The 14,924-nt window shown below is 61.6% G+C and carries 15 protein-coding genes; 9 read left to right on the forward strand and 6 right to left on the reverse strand.

The genetic code is table 11. From position 1 onward, the window contains the following. The first annotated feature begins 103 nt into the window (after positions 1 to 103). Complete coding sequence (locus BKX96_RS27900; protein ID WP_046817622.1) at positions 104 to 673, forward strand: YceI family protein; 570 nt, start codon at positions 104 to 106, stop codon at positions 671 to 673. Between the two features lie 37 nt (positions 674 to 710). Continuing rightward, the gene (locus BKX96_RS27905; protein ID WP_046817621.1) at positions 711 to 1,763 is read left to right on the forward strand and encodes a T6SS phospholipase effector Tle1-like catalytic domain-containing protein; all 1,053 of its coding nucleotides are present in this window, start codon (positions 711 to 713) and stop codon (positions 1,761 to 1,763) included. Between the two features lie 107 nt (positions 1,764 to 1,870). On the opposite strand, the gene paoC is transcribed toward BKX96_RS27905, so the two are convergent. The 3 genes from paoC to paoA are packed head-to-tail and all read right to left on the reverse strand — an operon-like array spanning position 1,871 to position 5,642. Then, complete coding sequence (paoC, locus tag BKX96_RS27910; RefSeq protein WP_077186030.1) at positions 1,871 to 4,069, reverse strand: aldehyde oxidoreductase molybdenum-binding subunit PaoC; 2,199 nt, start codon at positions 4,067 to 4,069, stop codon at positions 1,871 to 1,873. Further along, entirely contained in the window at positions 4,066 to 5,022 is a 957-nt protein-coding gene (locus tag BKX96_RS27915) for an FAD binding domain-containing protein (protein WP_077186031.1), read from the reverse strand. The genes paoC and BKX96_RS27915 overlap by 4 nt, the downstream gene beginning before the upstream one ends. Next, a complete protein-coding gene (paoA, locus tag BKX96_RS27920; protein WP_046817639.1) occupies positions 5,019 to 5,642 on the reverse strand; it encodes an aldehyde dehydrogenase iron-sulfur subunit PaoA in 624 nt (207 codons plus the stop codon). Before paoA ends, BKX96_RS27915 begins: the two co-directional genes overlap by 4 nt. Positions 5,643 to 5,839: 197 nt before the next feature. Here paoA and BKX96_RS27925 point away from each other — a divergent pair, with 197 nt between their 5' ends. After that, positions 5,840 to 6,520 carry a GNAT family N-acetyltransferase gene (locus BKX96_RS27925; protein ID WP_077186032.1) on the forward strand — a complete coding sequence of 227 codons (681 nt, stop codon included), beginning with the start codon at positions 5,840 to 5,842 and terminating at the stop codon, positions 6,518 to 6,520. A gap of 869 nt (positions 6,521 to 7,389) precedes the next feature. Here BKX96_RS27925 and BKX96_RS27935 read toward each other — a convergent pair. After that, entirely contained in the window at positions 7,390 to 8,520 is a 1,131-nt protein-coding gene (locus tag BKX96_RS27935; protein ID WP_077186033.1) for a DmpA family aminopeptidase, read from the reverse strand. Positions 8,521 to 8,674: 154 nt separating this feature from the next. Next, positions 8,675 to 9,778 (reverse strand): polyamine ABC transporter substrate-binding protein, encoded by a 1,104-nt coding sequence (locus BKX96_RS27940; protein WP_077186034.1) that lies wholly within the window; start codon positions 9,776 to 9,778, stop codon positions 8,675 to 8,677. A 111-nt stretch (positions 9,779 to 9,889) separates the two neighbouring features. On the opposite strand from BKX96_RS27940, the gene BKX96_RS27945 reads away from it, so the two are divergent. Further along, a complete protein-coding gene (locus tag BKX96_RS27945) occupies positions 9,890 to 10,666 on the forward strand; it encodes a helix-turn-helix transcriptional regulator (RefSeq protein WP_077186035.1) in 777 nt (258 codons plus the stop codon). Here BKX96_RS27945 and BKX96_RS27950 read toward each other — a convergent pair. Then, positions 10,650 to 11,591 carry a class I SAM-dependent methyltransferase gene (locus BKX96_RS27950; protein ID WP_077186036.1) on the reverse strand — a complete coding sequence of 314 codons (942 nt, stop codon included), beginning with the start codon at positions 11,589 to 11,591 and terminating at the stop codon, positions 10,650 to 10,652. The genes BKX96_RS27945 and BKX96_RS27950 overlap by 17 nt on opposite strands. A 277-nt stretch (positions 11,592 to 11,868) precedes the next feature. Here BKX96_RS27950 and BKX96_RS27955 point away from each other — a divergent pair, with 277 nt between their 5' ends. The 5 genes from BKX96_RS27955 to BKX96_RS27975 all read left to right on the forward strand — a co-directional run bounded on the left by BKX96_RS27955 (position 11,869) and on the right by BKX96_RS27975 (position 14,895). Beyond that, positions 11,869 to 12,486 carry a cytochrome b/b6 domain-containing protein gene (locus BKX96_RS27955; protein ID WP_077186037.1) on the forward strand — a complete coding sequence of 206 codons (618 nt, stop codon included), beginning with the start codon at positions 11,869 to 11,871 and terminating at the stop codon, positions 12,484 to 12,486. Further along, positions 12,483 to 13,268, forward strand: a complete 786-nt coding sequence (locus tag BKX96_RS27960; RefSeq protein ID WP_077186038.1) for a molybdopterin-dependent oxidoreductase — start codon at positions 12,483 to 12,485, stop codon at positions 13,266 to 13,268. The genes BKX96_RS27955 and BKX96_RS27960 overlap by 4 nt, the downstream gene beginning before the upstream one ends. 53 nt (positions 13,269 to 13,321) lie before the next feature. Beyond that, the gene (locus BKX96_RS27965; protein WP_046817611.1) at positions 13,322 to 13,588 is read left to right on the forward strand and encodes a pentapeptide MXKDX repeat protein; all 267 of its coding nucleotides are present in this window, start codon (positions 13,322 to 13,324) and stop codon (positions 13,586 to 13,588) included. Between the two features lie 181 nt (positions 13,589 to 13,769). After that, a complete protein-coding gene (locus tag BKX96_RS27970) occupies positions 13,770 to 14,177 on the forward strand; it encodes a response regulator (RefSeq protein ID WP_077186039.1) in 408 nt (135 codons plus the stop codon). Positions 14,178 to 14,226: 49 nt separating this feature from the next. Then, on the forward strand, positions 14,227 to 14,895 hold the full coding sequence (locus BKX96_RS27975) for an HAD-IA family hydrolase (protein WP_077186040.1): 669 nt from the start codon (positions 14,227 to 14,229) through the stop codon (positions 14,893 to 14,895). Positions 14,896 to 14,924: the final 29 nt, after the last annotated feature.

Consider the following 14,924-nt stretch of genomic DNA (forward strand, 5'->3'; position numbering starts at 1 on the left):
GCGGCCAGTGGCATAACCGGCCGATCTTTGCTTTAGTCCTCCTGTCACTGGCTTGCGTGCGTTCGACACTTTCCTATGAGGGCGCCCGGGCCCGGAGTGTTCCATGAACTCTCGATTGCTGCGTTTTTCAACCCTGTTTGCCATGCTTGCGTTGGGTGTTTCTGCTCAGGCTGGTGCCGTTGAATACGCGGACGTGAATCTCAATGCCAGCACCATCAGTTTCACCTACAACCAGACGGGGTCGCGGGTCTATGGCACTTTCAGCAAGTTTGCCGGCGACCTTGATTTCGATACCGCCCACCCCGAGGCGGCCCACGCCAGCTTGACCATCGATCTGGCCAGCATCGATGCCGGTAGTGACGACGCCAATACCGAGCTGCAAAAGCCCGCCTGGTTCGACACCGCCAGCTATCCGCAGGCGACATTCGAATCGACTCGCGTCAAGGATCTCGCCAACGACCGCTACTTGATCAGCGGCAACCTCACGCTGCGAGGCCTGACACGGGGCGTGGATGTGCCGGTTCTGCTCAAGGCCGAGGACGGTATCGGGATCTTCGTGGGCGAGCTGACGCTCAACCGCAACGACTTCAGGATTGGTGAGGGGGAGTGGGCCGATAGTGTCGTTTCCAACGAAATCAATATCCAGTTCCGCATGGTCGCGCCACAGCGCTAGCGAGCGTGCAGGGGTTGTGAATAGACAGGAGATGAATATGCCAAAGAAAATCATCGTCGCCTTCGACGGCACCTGGAACCTGCCTGATCAGAAGCCTGAGATCGACGGCGACGCCAGCACCAACGTGGTCAAGCTGCATGACGCGATCCTCCCCAGCCAGAAAGACGGCACGCTGCAGAAGAAGATCTATGTCGCCGGCGTGGGCACCGACTGGTACGACAAACTCGAGGGCGGGGCATTCGGGGTGGGGCTGTCGAAGAAAATCAAGGATGGCTATATCGCCCTGGCCAAGCAGTACGAGGAGGGCGACCAGGTGTTCATTTTCGGCTTCAGTCGCGGGGCTTACTCCGCGCGTAGTCTGGTGGGGTTGATCCGCAACGTCGGGCTGCTGACGAAAAAGCACATCGACCGCATCGATGAGGCCTACACCCTGTACCGCACCCGCGATTCGAGCGCGGATACGGAAAACGCCAAGTTCTTTCGCCAGAGTTACTCCCGGGAAATCCAGATCCATTTCCTCGGCGTCTGGGACACGGTCGGCGCCTTGGGGGTGCCGTTCAAATCGGCTGAGTGGTTCAACCACAAGTACTATGAGTTTCACGACACCGAACTCAGCGGGATTGTGCGCAACGCCTTCCATGCCGTCGCCATCGACGAACACCGGGCCAATTACGAATGCACACTGTGGGACCCGATCGCCAAGCCCAATCAGGTGATGGAGCAGGTCTGGTTCTGTGGCGCGCATGCCAATGTGGGTGGCGGCTACGCCGACAACTCGCTGTCGGACATCCCGTTGCGCTGGATGGCGAACAAGGCGATGGAGTGCGGACTGGAGCTCAATTCAAAAAAAATCCCGCGGCTGCCGAGCGATCTGCCGGCGATCACCGACTCCTACCAGGACTTCCTCGGTGGCACTTATCGGTTGTTGAATGCACGCTATTTCCGCACGATCGGCAAGACGTCGTTCGGCCAGGAATGCATCGATGACACCGTGCAGCAACGGGTGATCACGGTGGCGAATTATCGCCCGAAAAATCATGTGGACGTCCATCTGATTGGCACTTATGTGCCGTTGAACAAGATCGGTTGATGGCAGGAGCGGGTGGCTTCTGTGGAGATGACGTACGACTGGTAATTCAGTGCCGTCGCGACGGACGCCATCGCCAGCACAACCGTCAACTGACTTACCAACTGCGATTAAATCATCGGCGGCAATTTATCGAGCATCTTGTCCAGGGTGATCGGGTATTCGCGCACCCGAATCCCGGTGGCGTTGTACACCGCGTTGGCGATGGCTGCACTGACGCCGCAAATTCCCAGCTCGCCAACGCCCTTGGCTTTCATCGGCGAGGAAACCGGGTCGGTTTCATCGAGGAAGATCACCTCCTGGTGAGGGATGTCGGCATGCACCGGCACCTCGTAGCCGGCCAGGTCATGATTGACGAAAAAGCCCAGGCGTTTGTCCACCACCAGGTCCTCCATCAGTGCCGCGCCGACGCCCATGGTCATCGCGCCAATGACTTGGCTGCGCGCCGAAGTCGGGTTGAGAATGCGCCCGGCTGCGCACACCGCCAGCATCCGGCGCACGCGGGTTTCCCCGGTAGCGCTGTCGACCGCGACTTCGACAAAGTGCGCGCCGAAGGTCGATTGCTGGTATTTCTTGCCCAGTTCGCCGAATTCGATGCTGTCCTCGGCGACGATCTCGCCGCTTTGCGCCGCATTGCGCAACGGCATGCTCTTGCCGCCAGCGCGTACCTCGCCACCCACGAACTCAGCCTCTTCGGCGTTCACACCGAGGCGTTGCGCAACGGCTTGGCGAAGTTTGACGCAGGCGGCATACACCCCCGCGGTCGAGCAGTTGCCGCCGAACTGGCCACCTGAGCCAGACGAGACTGGAAAGCTCGAATCGCCCAAGCGCACCACCACCTGGTCGAGGCTGACGCCGAGCATTTCCGCCGCCGTCTGCGCGATGATCGTATAGCTGCCGGTGCCGATGTCAGTCATGTCGGTTTCCACGGTCACGGTGCCCTGATCATTCAGGCGAACGCGGGCGCCGGACTTCACCAGCAGATTATTGCGAAAGGCTGCGGCGACGCCCATGCCGATCAGCCATCGGCCATCGCGCTGGGTGCCCGGTTGCGCAGGGCGCTGGCTCCAGCCAAATCGATCGGCCCCGGTGCGCAGGCATTCGACCAGATGGCGCTGGGAAAATGGTCGATCCGGTTTCGTCGGGTCGACCTGGGTGTCATTGATGATCCGAAACTCGATGGGGTCGAGCTTCAGCTTCTCCGCCATTTCATCCATGGCAATTTCCAGCGCCATCATGCCCGGGGTTTCGCCCGGAGCGCGCATGGCGTTGCCTTCCGGCAAGTCGAGCGTCGACAGGCGCATGGTCACCCGACGGTTTTCCCCGGCGTACAGCAATTTGCTCGGTTGCGCGGCGAGTTCCACTTTGCCGCCGGGCAAGTCGCCGGACCACCCTTCGTGGGCTATCGCGGTGATCTTGCCGTCGCTGCCGGCGCCAATGCGGATGCGTTGGATGGTCGCCGGGCGATGGGTGCAGTTGTTGAAGATCAGCGGCCGGGCCAGCGCCACTTTTACCGGCCTTCCAGCCATGCGTGCGCCCAGGGCGGCAAGGAGCGCGTCGGCGCGGATGAACAGTTTGCCGCCGAAGCCACCGCCGATGTACGGCGAGATCAGGCGCACGTTCTTTTTGGGTATGCCGAGGGTGGTGGCCAGGTCGTTGACCGACCAATCGATCATCTGGTTGGAGGTCCACAGGGTCAGGTGGTCGCCGTCCCAGGCGGCCATCGAGGCCATGGGCTCCATCATGGCGTGGGCCTGGTCGGGCGTGGTGTAGGTGGCGTCGAGTTGCACCGGGGCCGCCGCGAATGCCGCTGCAAAATCTCCGTGCAGGGTGTCCTCCATCTGATCCTTGGGTTCTACCGCCGAGTCGCGGGAGCTGCCGAGGTCGAAAGCGCCTTCGGTGGTTGAGTACGTGATGTCCACCCGTTCCGCGGCGGCGCGCGCCTGTTCAAAGGTTTGCGCGACCACCAGGGCCACGGCCTGGTGGTAATGCTGGATCTCCGGCCCGCCGAGCAGACGGGCGGTGTTGTATTTGCCTTTGCCGAGCTTGCCGGCGTTGGCGGCAGTGACGATGGCGATTACCCCCGGTGCCGATTGAGCGGCTTGCAGGTTCATCGAGGCGATGCGTCCCTTGGCAATGGCCGAGCCGACCACCACGCCATAGGCCTGGTTCGGCACGGCGTCGTGGTGTTCATAGGCGTAGGGCGCCTGCCCGGTGGTTTTCAGAGGGCCTTCGATGCGCGTGGTGGGCTGGCCGATGACCTTGCCTTGGTCGATGGGGTTGGTGGTGGCCGGGGTTTCGAATTTCATGCCTGGGCCCTCGCGTGTGCCATCACCGAAGCCAGCGTGCGCTCGACCAGGGTCAGTTTGAAGGTGTTTTCAGGGGTGGGGGTGGCGCCGTCCAGCAGCTGTTCGCTGAACGCTTTGGCGCCTTTGGCCATGGCTGCTTCAGCGCTTTCCACGCGCCACGGTTTGTGCGCGACACCGCCCAGCGCAATGCGGCCGGTGCCGTCCGGCTGGATCACCGCGGCCACCGAGACCAGCGCAAATGCGTAGGAGGCACGATCACGGACTTTCTGGTAGAGGTGCGTGCCGCCAAGCGGCGCCGGCAAGGTCACGGCGGTGATCAGCTCGTGCGCGGCCAGGGTGGTTTCGATGTTCGGCGTATTGCCGGGCAAGCGATGCAGGTCGGCGATGGCGATCGCGCGCGTGGTGCCGTCGGGTCGAACCGTCTCGACTTGGGCATCGAGCACACGCATGGCCACGGCCATGTCGCTGGGATGAGTGGCGATGCAGGCGTCGCTGACACCGATGATACCCAGTTGCCGACTGAAGCCGCCGATGGCGGCGCAGCCACTGCCGGGCTGGCGCTTGTTGCAGGCTTGATGGGTGTCATAGAAGTACGGGCAGCGCGTGCGTTGCAGCAGGTTGCCGGCGGTCGTCGCCCTGTTGCGCAACTGGCCGGAGGCACCGGCGAGGAGGGCGCGGGAAAGCACGCCGTAGTCCTTGCGGATGCGCGGGTCTGCGGCGAGGTCGGTGTTGCGCACCAGGGCGCCGATTCTCAAGCCGCCTTCGGGTGTGGCTTCGATTCGGTCCAGGGCCAGGTCGTTGACGTCGATCAGTTGCGTCGGCGTCTCGATGTCCAGCTTCATCAGGTCCAGCAGGTTGGTGCCGCCGGCGATGAAGCGCGAGCCATCGACCCCTGCGGCGAGCGAGGCGGCCTCGGCCGGCGACTTGGCGCGTAGATAGGTAAAGGGCCTCATGCGTTGGCCTCCGCGACTTCGGTGATCGCTTCGATGATGTTGGAGTACGCACCGCAGCGGCAGATGTTGCCGCTCATGCGTTCCTGGAGTTCGCTGGCGATCAGCCTGGGTGGTTCGGTTAGGCTCGGGCTTACGTGACTGGGAATGCCGTCGCGGATTTCCCCCAGCACCGCGACTGCCGAGCAGATTTGCCCCGGCGTGCAATAACCGCACTGATAGCCGTCATGCTTGATGAATGCCGCCTGCATCGGATGGAGCTTGTCCGGCGTGCCGAGCCCTTCAATGGTGGTGACCTTCGAGCCTTCGTGCATCACCGCCAGGGTCAGGCAGGAGTTGATCCGCCGGCCGTCGACGATCACCGTGCAGGCGCCGCACTGGCCGTGGTCGCAACCCTTTTTGGTGCCGGTGAGCTGCAGGTGTTCGCGCAGCAGGTCGAGCAGGGTGGTGCGAGTGTCGAGCTCCATGGCCTGCTGTGTGCCGTTGACCCAGATCGACACTTTGCTCTTGACCGGCAGCGCGGTGTTGGCGGCCGCTGCCTGCGCAGATATGAACGGTGGCAGGATCACGGCCGCTGCTGTCACCACGCCCACGATCAGCAGTTCTCGTCGGGAAATCGTCATCACGTCGAGCATCGGTGCGCTTCCTATGGTTGATTGGCGATAACAGCCCTCATCCATTGACTGACCCCGGTGCCAAGGGAAATGTTCATGCGGATTTCGGCTATAGACTCATGTGTGTGGCTCATGAATCGATCAAGGCAGGCTCCGGCGCGGTATGATAGGCAGCCGCGCCCCATTCCCCGGAGTCAGTCCCCGCAATGCCCCAGATCACCCACTACAAAACCCCGTGCCCGGAGTCGGTCAACAGTCAGATCCTGCAGCTGGTGGTCGACAACCTGACCGACATCAGCATGGTCGCCATCCCGCCCAGTAACCTGCTGTACAACGTCTACCAGTACGCGATCGGCTACGAGGTGCACCTGTATCTGGAGGCTTTGAACGGGGCGAAAGGGATGGCGGTGGAGTTGATCGTTGCCACCGATCTGGACGACCCGGAGAAGGTCGTCGGTTTCCTGCTGTACCTGCCGGTCAAGGACGATCCCGACGCCTGCAGTGTGGCCTACATGGCCGTGGATGGCGGGCATAGGCGCCAAGGCATTGCGCGCCGGATGCTGCGCGAGATGGTCGGCCGCTACCCGCATGCCGAGCTGGCCTGCGCGGTGGCCAAGGTGCCGTATTTCGAGTCGATGGGTTTTCAGGTGGTCGGTGCGCGCAGTACGCAAGTGCTGATGAACACCCGCGACCACGGCAGCGACGGCTTGATGGCGCTGCTGGATGTGGCGCCGATCTACAGCTCGCTGGAGGTGCGGCAGATTCATACCTACCTGCTGCAAAAGCACGGCAAGCGGGCGATGCTCGATGCGGAAAAGCAGCGTGACCGGCATCTGGACCAATTGACGCGCAAGGCCAGCGAATTCGTTCGCGAGCGATTGGGATAAAGACGATCCGGTGGGTTTGGAATGCACAATGCCCGGTCAAGTGTCGTAATGCTGTTCACTTAAGCATGGGGTTGTTAAGAACTGGATTGGGGGGATATCCATTGCTGCGGTAACGGCCACTTAGGGTTTCGCTCTTACAGCGAGTCCCTTTTCCAAACGCCGAAAAGGAACCAAAAGGCTTTGCCCCACCACTCGGTGCCTCGCTGTGGCTCGGCATGCCCTCTCTCCGGCATTGCTCCGTGGGTCGCCGCGATGGGCCATCCCTGGCCCAGCGCGGCTAAACCGGCGTCCTGCCGGTTTACCCACTACGCAATGCCTGCGTTCGGCCATCGTGGTTTAACGGGGCGCCCAAATCTAAAGCCAAAGCGAGGCTTTTGATTTTCTTGTCCCCTCACGCCCTGAGCCTGTCCGTCAACTTGTGAGTGCTTCCATCGGCGCCTCTACCAACGTTGATCCGCGCCGCGTTAAAGCCAGCAAGTAAGTCTTTTCGTCATAAACGGTTCCGTTTTTCCAAGTGACTCGCTGTAAGAGCGAAACCCTAGGTGGCTGTTACCGCAGGAATGGATATACACCTGATCCAAATATGCACCTGGAGCCCTCCAACCTAAAGTGAACAGCATTACGGCCAAGTGCCGGGTTTTTTCAGGTCTGTGTTTCGCGCAGTTAAAAAAGAGCCTCAAAGCTCTTTGATGGGGAGAAGTGGAGCCATTGAGGCTCAAGATGCGCATGAAGCAGGCGGTGAGCTTGATAGGGGTTCAGTGCACTCACCACCTGCGCAACGGCTTGGACAAGCAAGCGGCTGCGCAACTCCATCGTAGGAAGATGGGGGTTGCGCCTCAAGTACCGCTAGTCGAATCCCCCCACAACTGTCAGCTTCGGCGATTGCGCTCCCCCGGCCAACCGGCCTGATTCAGGGCCTTGAGCAGGGTTTCGGCATCCAGGCCCGGCACCGCGTGGCCGTTACCTTCGGTCGTTTCGGCGGCGAGCAGGGCGTTGATGATGGCTTCTTCAACGGCTTCGGTGGCCGCCAGGAACAATTCGCTGATGTGATCGTTGTTGACCATGCTCAGGTTGTCGCAGGTCGGCGCTTTTTTGCTCTCGTACGCCGCCGGTGGTACGTGCTGATTGCCGGTGGCGAACGCGATGAAGATGTCGCCGCTGTGGTCTTCATTGCCGCCGCCGGTGCGGGCCAGGCCGAGGCTGGCGCGCTGGGCCAGGCGCGTGCATTGGTGCGGCAGCAACGGCGCATCGGTGGCCAGGCAGACGACGATCGAGCCCATGCCCGGATGTGGTAGCGACGCCTTGAGAAACGGTGAGTCGACCTGCTCCATGTAGCGCCCGACCGGGTAGCCATCGACGCGCAACTCATTGCGAATGCCGTGGTTGGCCTGGACGATTGCGCCAACGGTCCAGCCGCCCTGGTCACTGCTCAAGCGTCGCGACGCGGTGCCGATACCGCCTTTGAATTCGTGGCAGATCATGCCGCTGCCACCGCCGACATTGCCTTCAGCTACCGGGCCGCCGACCGCCGAATGCATGGCTTCGGCCACATGCTCGACCTTGACGTGAAAGCCGTTGATGTCATTGAGCAAGCCATCGAAGGTCTCCAGCACCACCGGCATGTTCCAGTAGAGCCGTCCGTCATCCGGTTGCTGTTCACGGTCGAGCACGATCAAGGCGTCGCGCACCACGCCCAGGCTGTGGGTGTTGGTGAAGGCGATCGGGCTGGTCAACAGGCCCGCCTCGCGAACCCACTCCAGGCCCGTGGCATCGCCATTGCCGTTGAGCACATGGACGCCGGCGAAGCACGGCTGCTGGCTGGTGGAACCGGCACGGGGTTCGATCACGGTGACGCCGGTGACGATGTCGCGACCCTTGGCGCTACGACCTCGGACATTGCTGTGGCCGACGCGCACGCCGGGTACATCGGTGATGGCGTTGAGGGGGCCGGGTTGCAGTTGACCGAACTGGATGTTGAGGTCGCGGGCACGTGGTTTCATGGTTTCTCTCATCTTCAAATTCAGCTGGAAAAAAGTGGACGCTGAACCTGTGGGAGCGGGCTTGCTCGCGAAGGCGGCGTGTCAGTCGACATCTTCTTTGCCTGATGCACCGCCTTCGCGGGCAAACCCGCTCCCACAGGGGGTAGAGGTGGACTTACTGGCCGTTCTTGACCTTGCTCCAGATCCGCGTACGCACCCGTTCGGTCGCAGGCGGCAGTGGCTGCAAGGTGAACAGGGTGGCCAGGGCCTCGGCCGACGGGTAAACCGCAGGATTGGTCCGTGTCGCCTCGGCCACCAGCGCTGTCGCGTTGCGATTGCCGTTGGGGTAGTTGAGGTGATTGCTGACCGGGGCAATGACCTCGGCGCGCATCAGGTAGTCGATGAACGCCAGGCCTTGCTCGGGGTGCGGGGCGTCCTTGAGCAATACCAGCGTGTCGAACCACACCGGCGCGCCTTCCTTGGGCAGGCTGTAGGCGATCTTCACGCCATTGCCGGCCTGCTCGGCGGTGGTTTTGGCTTCGAGCATCGCGCCGGACCAACCGACGGCAACGCAGATGTTGCCGTTGGACAGGTCGCTGATGAACTTCGACGAGTTGAAGTAGGCAATATGCGGACGCAGCTTCAGCAGGAGCGCTTCGGCCTTCTTGTAGTCCTCGGGATGGGTACTGTTAGGCGGCAAGCCCAGGTAGTGCAGGGCGACCGGCAGCATTTCCGACGGCGAGTCGAGCATCGCCACGCCGCATTGGCCGAGCTTGGCCAGGTTCTCTTCCTTGAACACCAGGTCCCAGGAGTCCACCGGTGCCTTGTCGCCCAGTACGGCGCGTACCTTGTCGATGTTGTAGCCGATGCCGTTGGTGCCCCACAGGTACGGCACGGCGTACTGGTTGCCCGGATCGTTGTTGGCCAGTTTGGCCAACAGATCGGTGTCCATGTTCTTGAAGTCCGGCATCTGCGCGTGGGGCAGCGGGGCGAGAGCGCCCGCCTTGATCAGGGTTGGCAAACTGAAGTTGCTGGCCACCACCACGTCGTAGCCGCTGCCGCTGGTCAGCAACTTGCCTTCGAGCACTTCGGCGCTGTCGAAAGTGTCGTAGACCGGCTGGATACCAGTGTCACGCTTGAAGTCATGCAGGGTGTCCGGACCGATGTAGTCATACCAGTTGTACACGTGCACGGTCGGGCCATCGGCAGCTACCGCTGCCAGCGACACCGCCAGACAGGTGCCAAGCCCCAGATTGAAATACGAGCGGTGACCACTCATGATGCGGCACTCCTGGCCTGCTGCAGGCCGGTGATAATCAGGAGTTTGCAGCGTATCGACCGGGGTGGCCGTTACCCATTCCCATCATGGGTTACTCGAAAGGGGTAGTGCGTGGACGCGTTGTTGAAAGAGTTGCCGCTGCACCAGGGACTGGCGCGGGTATTTGGCGTATTGGGCCAGGACGGGTTCTGGCGTGCACTGGTCGACACCCTGCGCCTGCTGGTGCCGCTGGACAACGCCTTGGTCGCGGTGATGCGACCGGGGAGGGTGCCGCGCTTGCTGATCGATTTCGACGCCAAGTGCAGCGGCGACGAGCCTGAAGATCTGGCCGACTACAGCGCCGGCATGTACCTGCTCGACCCGTTTTACCTGGCCGTCTGTGCCGGCATCGCCGATGGCTTGCACAGCCTGGAATCGGTGGCGCCCGATCAGTTCCAGCAGAGCGAGTACTACCTGAGCTACTTTCGCACGGTGGTGGGTGGCGACGAATTGCAGTTCATGCTCAACCTCGACGGCGCCGTCCTCGGTCTGTCCCTGGGCCGCTCGACCCGCTTCACCCTGGAAGAACAGGGCCGCTTGCTCTGCGTGCGCGACTGGGTGCTGGCGGCGATGCGTCGGCACCTGCAATTGCTTCCGCCAGAAGGCCCGGTCGCCGAAGCGGTAGCCGGGGATCTGGCGACCTTGCTGGATCGCTTCGACGCACGCCTGTCAGTGCGCGAAATCGAAACCGCGCGCCTGATTCTCCAGGGCTTCTCCAGCAAGGCCATCGCCCAACAGATGGGCATTTCCCCGGAGACGGTGAAGGTGCACCGGCGCAATCTCTATCACAAGCTCAATGTGAATGGGCATGGTGAGTTGTTTGCGTTGGTGCTCAATCCCCCAGGGTGAACACCAACGCCTTCAACCCGCACTCGACATCGGCATCGGGAAACTCCGGTGGATTGTCCAGCCGCTGCTCAAACTGCAGGCCCGGTGCTTCGCGGGTGACGCCATCGATGAGGAAGTCCGCACCGAAAGCCGGGTCGTTCATGCAGGCCAGCACCGTGCCCTGGGGGGCGAGCAGTTCCGGCAGGCGACGCACTACCCGCTGGTAGTCCTTGGTCAGCAGGAAGCTGCCTTTCTGGAACGACGGCGGGTCGATGATCACCAGGTCGTAAGGGCCCTTGCCGATCACCTTGCCCCAGGACTTGAACAGGTCGTGACCGAGAAAGGTCACCTTGCCCAGGTCATGGCCGTTGAGCCGGTGATTGTCGCGGCCTCGGCTCAGGGCCGGGCTCGACATGTCCAGGTTGACTACGTGTGTTGCGCCGCCTTCGATGGCTGCCACCGAGAAGCCGCAGGTGTAGGCGAACAGGTTCAACACGCGTTTGCCTTGGGCGTTGGCCCGCACCCAATCGCGGCCATAGCGCATGTCGAGGAACAGCCCGGTGTTCTGTTTGCGCCCCAGGTCCACCCGGTACTTCAAGCCGCCTTCGACGATCGTCAGCTCGTCGATTTCTTCCCCGAGCAACCATTCGGTGGTGCTTTGCAGCAGGTAGCGATGTTGCAGCAGCAGGGTGTGGGCGCCGGATTGCGCCCATGCCGCTGACTGCGTGAGCTCCAGCAACAGCGCTTTCAACGCCTCCAGCTGCGCCGTTTCCGGCTCCTTGAACAGCGCCACCAGCACCACGCCCTGCAACCAGTCGACGGTCACTTGCTCCAGCCCCGGCCAGCAGCGCCCACGCCCGTGGAACAGACGACGGGTTTCGGCGGGGGCGGCCGCCAGGGCGGTCAGCAGGTGTTCGTTGAGGGTGGCGAGGGCTTCAGGGTTCATCGGTCTGGGTCGGCAATCTTTGGGGGGCGGCATTTAACCATAATTGCACCAGTGGCGGATCACCCAAACAGTGTGGGAGCGGGCTTGCTCGCGAAGGCGGAGTGTCGGTTGAGATCTGTATATCCTGAACCACCGCTTTCGCGAGCAAGCCCGCTCCCACAGTATTTTTGGGTGTAATCAGACGGCAGTTATCACGATTAATTTAACTTTACGTGAGGATTTGGCGATCTTGCGGCTCCCATAATCGGCTCCAACGAACATCAACCGGGAGCCGGACATGTCGCAGCCGACTGCTTCACCCAAGGCCAGCCATCCACGCTGGCTGCGGCTTACCCACTGGCTGAACGCCCTGGCGGTGCTGGTGATGGTCACCAGCGGCTGGCGCATCTACAACGCCTCGCCGCTCTACGAATTCAGCTTTCCCACGTCGATCACCCTCGGCGGCTGGCTCGGCGGCGCCCTGCAATGGCACTTCGCGGCGATGTGGTTCCTGGGCATCAACGGCCTCATTTATCTGGCCTGCAACCTGTTCAGCGGGCGCCTGAAACGACGCTTTTTTCCGGTCTCGCCCAAAGGCGTGCTGCATGACCTGTGGGCAGCGCTGCGCGGCAAGCTGGGGCATGCCGACCTCAGTCATTACAACCAGGTGCAACGGCTGGCGTACCTGTTCGTGATGGTCGACATCACGCTGCTGGTGCTCTCCGGGCTGGTGTTGTGGAAGTCGGTGCAGTTCCCGCTGCTGCGTGAATTGCTGTGGGGCTACGAAGGTGCACGGCGTGTGCATTTCTTCGCCATGGCGCTGTTGGTGGCGTTCGTCGCGGTGCACCTGCTGATGGTCGCGCTGGTGCCAAAAACACTGTTGGCCATGATCGTTGGTCGCAAGGAGCGGGTATGAAAAAGCGCATTCAAGGGGCCGGGCTGGACGAGTCGTCCATCCTCACTGACGCCCGGAAAATCCTCGCCCCGCAGATCGAGGACCGCTCGCGTCGCTCGTTCCTGCTGCGTGGCCTGACCCTCGGCGGCGTGGCCATGTTGTCCGGTTGCAACCTTACCGACAACGACAGCGTCGAGACCGCGTTGTCGTCCATGTCGCGCTTCAACGACCGGGTGCAAGGCTGGCTGTTCAATCCCAACGCCATGGCCCCGACCTACCCGGCGTCGATGATCACCCGGCCATTTCCCTTCAATGCCTTTTATGGCATCGACGAGGCGCCGGCGGTGGAGGAGGAGGGCTATCGGCTGGAAGTCACCGGCCTGGTCGCGGACAAGCGCAGCTGGCGACTCGAAGAGCTGCGCGCGATGGCGCAGACGGAGCAGATCACCCGGCATATCTGCGTTGAAGGCTGGAGCGCGATCGGCCGCTGGGGTGGCGTGCGCTTCAGCGAATTCCTCAAACGGGTTGGCGCCGACACCGACGCCAAATATGTCGGCTTCAAATGCGCCGACGATTACTACACCAGCATCGACATGGCCACCGCACTGCATGCGCAAACCTTGTTGACCCTGACCTATGACGGCGCCGTGCTGCCTCGCGAATACGGCTTCCCGATGAAGCTGCGCATGCCCACCAAGCTCGGCTACAAGAACCCCAAACACATCCAGGCGATTTTCGTCAGCAACACCTACAGCGGCGGCTACTGGGAAGACCAGGGCTACAACTGGTTCGGCGGCAGCTGACGAGCATCCGGCAATCCCCCTCGTTCACACCCCATGCATCAAGGAGTTTCATCATGAAAAAGTTGACCACTGTCGTTCTGTCCATGTGCCTGGCCATCGGCGCTGCCAGTGTTTTTGCGGCTGACACCATGAGCAACGATTCGATGTCCAAGGACGCCATGTCGAAAGACGCCATGAAAAAAGACGCGATGTCCAAGGATGCCATGAGCAAGGACGGCATGAAAAAAGACGCGATGGCCAAGGATGCCATGAGCAAGGACGGCATGAAAAAAGATGCCATGTCCAAGGACGCGATGAAAAAAGACGCCATGTCCCAGTAACGCCAATGCTTTCCTTGGGGGGCGCTGGAGTCTTGCCCCCCAAGCACAAAGCCTCGCAAAGACCGATTTCGTCGACCGCCAGTATCAAAAATGAATTTCCGCCGATACCGTTGCTCATACCTGTAGGTAGCGGATTTAAAGCCCGCGTATTTATTTGGTGCGATCAGGGAGCGGCAAGGTCATGAGTCGAGTATCGACGGCGGGCGAACACCTTCCTGGCGGGTTGATTCTGGTGGTTGAAGACGACCCGCTGATCCTGGAATTTCTCTGTGAAATTCTTCAGGAGGAAGGTTATGTGGTGCAGGCGCAATCGAGTGCGGATGAGGCGTGGGTGTACCTGCAGGGGCACGCCCAGGAGGTCGCGTTGTTGCTGACTGACATCACCATGCCGGGCACTCTCAACGGTGCCGAACTGGCGAATCTGTTCGGTGATCGCTGGCCTGGCAAACCCCTCATGATCATGTCCGGTTATGAAACTCCGGAAAGCTCAGGGGTTCGGCATCAAGTGTCGTTCATCAAGAAACCCTGGGCGATTGGGAAATTGCTTGATTGTGTTGATGGCGCCCTGAAATCCCGCCGCACCATGTGATCGTGTACATTGCAGCAAATGCGCTAACCCTTGAGATAGGAAGGCCCCTTTGCCTGCTCCCGAATCCATTTTCAATGTCCCGTACCGTGCCTTTCTGTTCGACATGGATGGCACCATCCTCACCTCGATAGCCGCCGCCGAGCGAGTCTGGGCAGGGTGGGCCGTTCGCCATGGCGTCGATGTCGAGACCTTCCTGCCCACCATCCACGGCGCCCGCGCCATCGATACCATCAATCGCCTGGCCTTGCCCGGCGTCGATGCCGAGGCGCAAGCGGCGTGGATCACCCAAGCGGAAATCGAAGATGTCGACGGGGTTGAGGAAGTGGCTGGCGCGGCGGGATTTCTACGCTCTTTGCCGGCTCATCAATGGGCCATCGTCACCTCTGCACCCAGAGAGTTGGCGTTGCGGCGCATGGCCGCCGCGGGGATACCCGAGCCGGCTGTGATGGTCACGGCTGAAGATGTCAGTGCCGGCAAACCCGACCCTTCCGGTTATCGATTGGCCGCGCAACGGCTGGGTGTCGAGATCAGCCATTGCCTGGTTTTCGAGGATGCGACAGTAGGCATTCTCGCGGCCGAGGCGGCGGGGGCGGATTTGTTGATCGTCACGGCGGCGCATGAACAGCCGATAGTGACGGCGCATGCGACGTTGGGCAGTTATGACAGGGTTGTTGCCCGGTTGGATGTGGACAGTTTCATCCGGCTGCAGAAAATCTAAATGTGGGAGCGGGCTTGCTCGCGAAAGCG

Origin of the sequence: Pseudomonas putida (assembly GCF_001976065.1) — a bacterium.
GTDB classification, from domain to species: Bacteria; Pseudomonadota; Gammaproteobacteria; order Pseudomonadales; family Pseudomonadaceae; genus Aquipseudomonas; species Aquipseudomonas serbica.

Excerpts from the sequence above, each read along its gene's own strand:
- BKX96_RS27965 (WP_046817611.1), top strand. The coding sequence starts at position 13,322 with ATGAAAAAGTTGACCACTGTCGTTCTGTCCATGTGCCTGGCCATCGGC.
- BKX96_RS27950 (WP_077186036.1), bottom strand. The coding sequence starts at position 11,591 with ATGAACCCTGAAGCCCTCGCCACCCTCAACGAACACCTGCTGACCGCC.
- BKX96_RS27925 (WP_077186032.1), top strand. The coding sequence starts at position 5,840 with ATGCCCCAGATCACCCACTACAAAACCCCGTGCCCGGAGTCGGTCAAC.
- BKX96_RS27935 (WP_077186033.1), bottom strand. The coding sequence starts at position 8,520 with ATGAAACCACGTGCCCGCGACCTCAACATCCAGTTCGGTCAACTGCAA.
- BKX96_RS27940 (WP_077186034.1), bottom strand. The coding sequence starts at position 9,778 with ATGAGTGGTCACCGCTCGTATTTCAATCTGGGGCTTGGCACCTGTCTG.
- paoA (WP_046817639.1), bottom strand. The coding sequence starts at position 5,642 with ATGACGATTTCCCGACGAGAACTGCTGATCGTGGGCGTGGTGACAGCA.
- BKX96_RS27970 (WP_077186039.1), top strand. The coding sequence starts at position 13,770 with ATGAGTCGAGTATCGACGGCGGGCGAACACCTTCCTGGCGGGTTGATT.
- BKX96_RS27915 (WP_077186031.1), bottom strand. The coding sequence starts at position 5,022 with ATGAGGCCCTTTACCTATCTACGCGCCAAGTCGCCGGCCGAGGCCGCC.
- BKX96_RS27900 (WP_046817622.1), top strand. The coding sequence starts at position 104 with ATGAACTCTCGATTGCTGCGTTTTTCAACCCTGTTTGCCATGCTTGCG.
- paoC (WP_077186030.1), bottom strand. The coding sequence starts at position 4,069 with ATGAAATTCGAAACCCCGGCCACCACCAACCCCATCGACCAAGGCAAG.
- BKX96_RS27960 (WP_077186038.1), top strand. The coding sequence starts at position 12,483 with ATGAAAAAGCGCATTCAAGGGGCCGGGCTGGACGAGTCGTCCATCCTC.
- BKX96_RS27955 (WP_077186037.1), top strand. The coding sequence starts at position 11,869 with ATGTCGCAGCCGACTGCTTCACCCAAGGCCAGCCATCCACGCTGGCTG.
- BKX96_RS27905 (WP_046817621.1), top strand. The coding sequence starts at position 711 with ATGCCAAAGAAAATCATCGTCGCCTTCGACGGCACCTGGAACCTGCCT.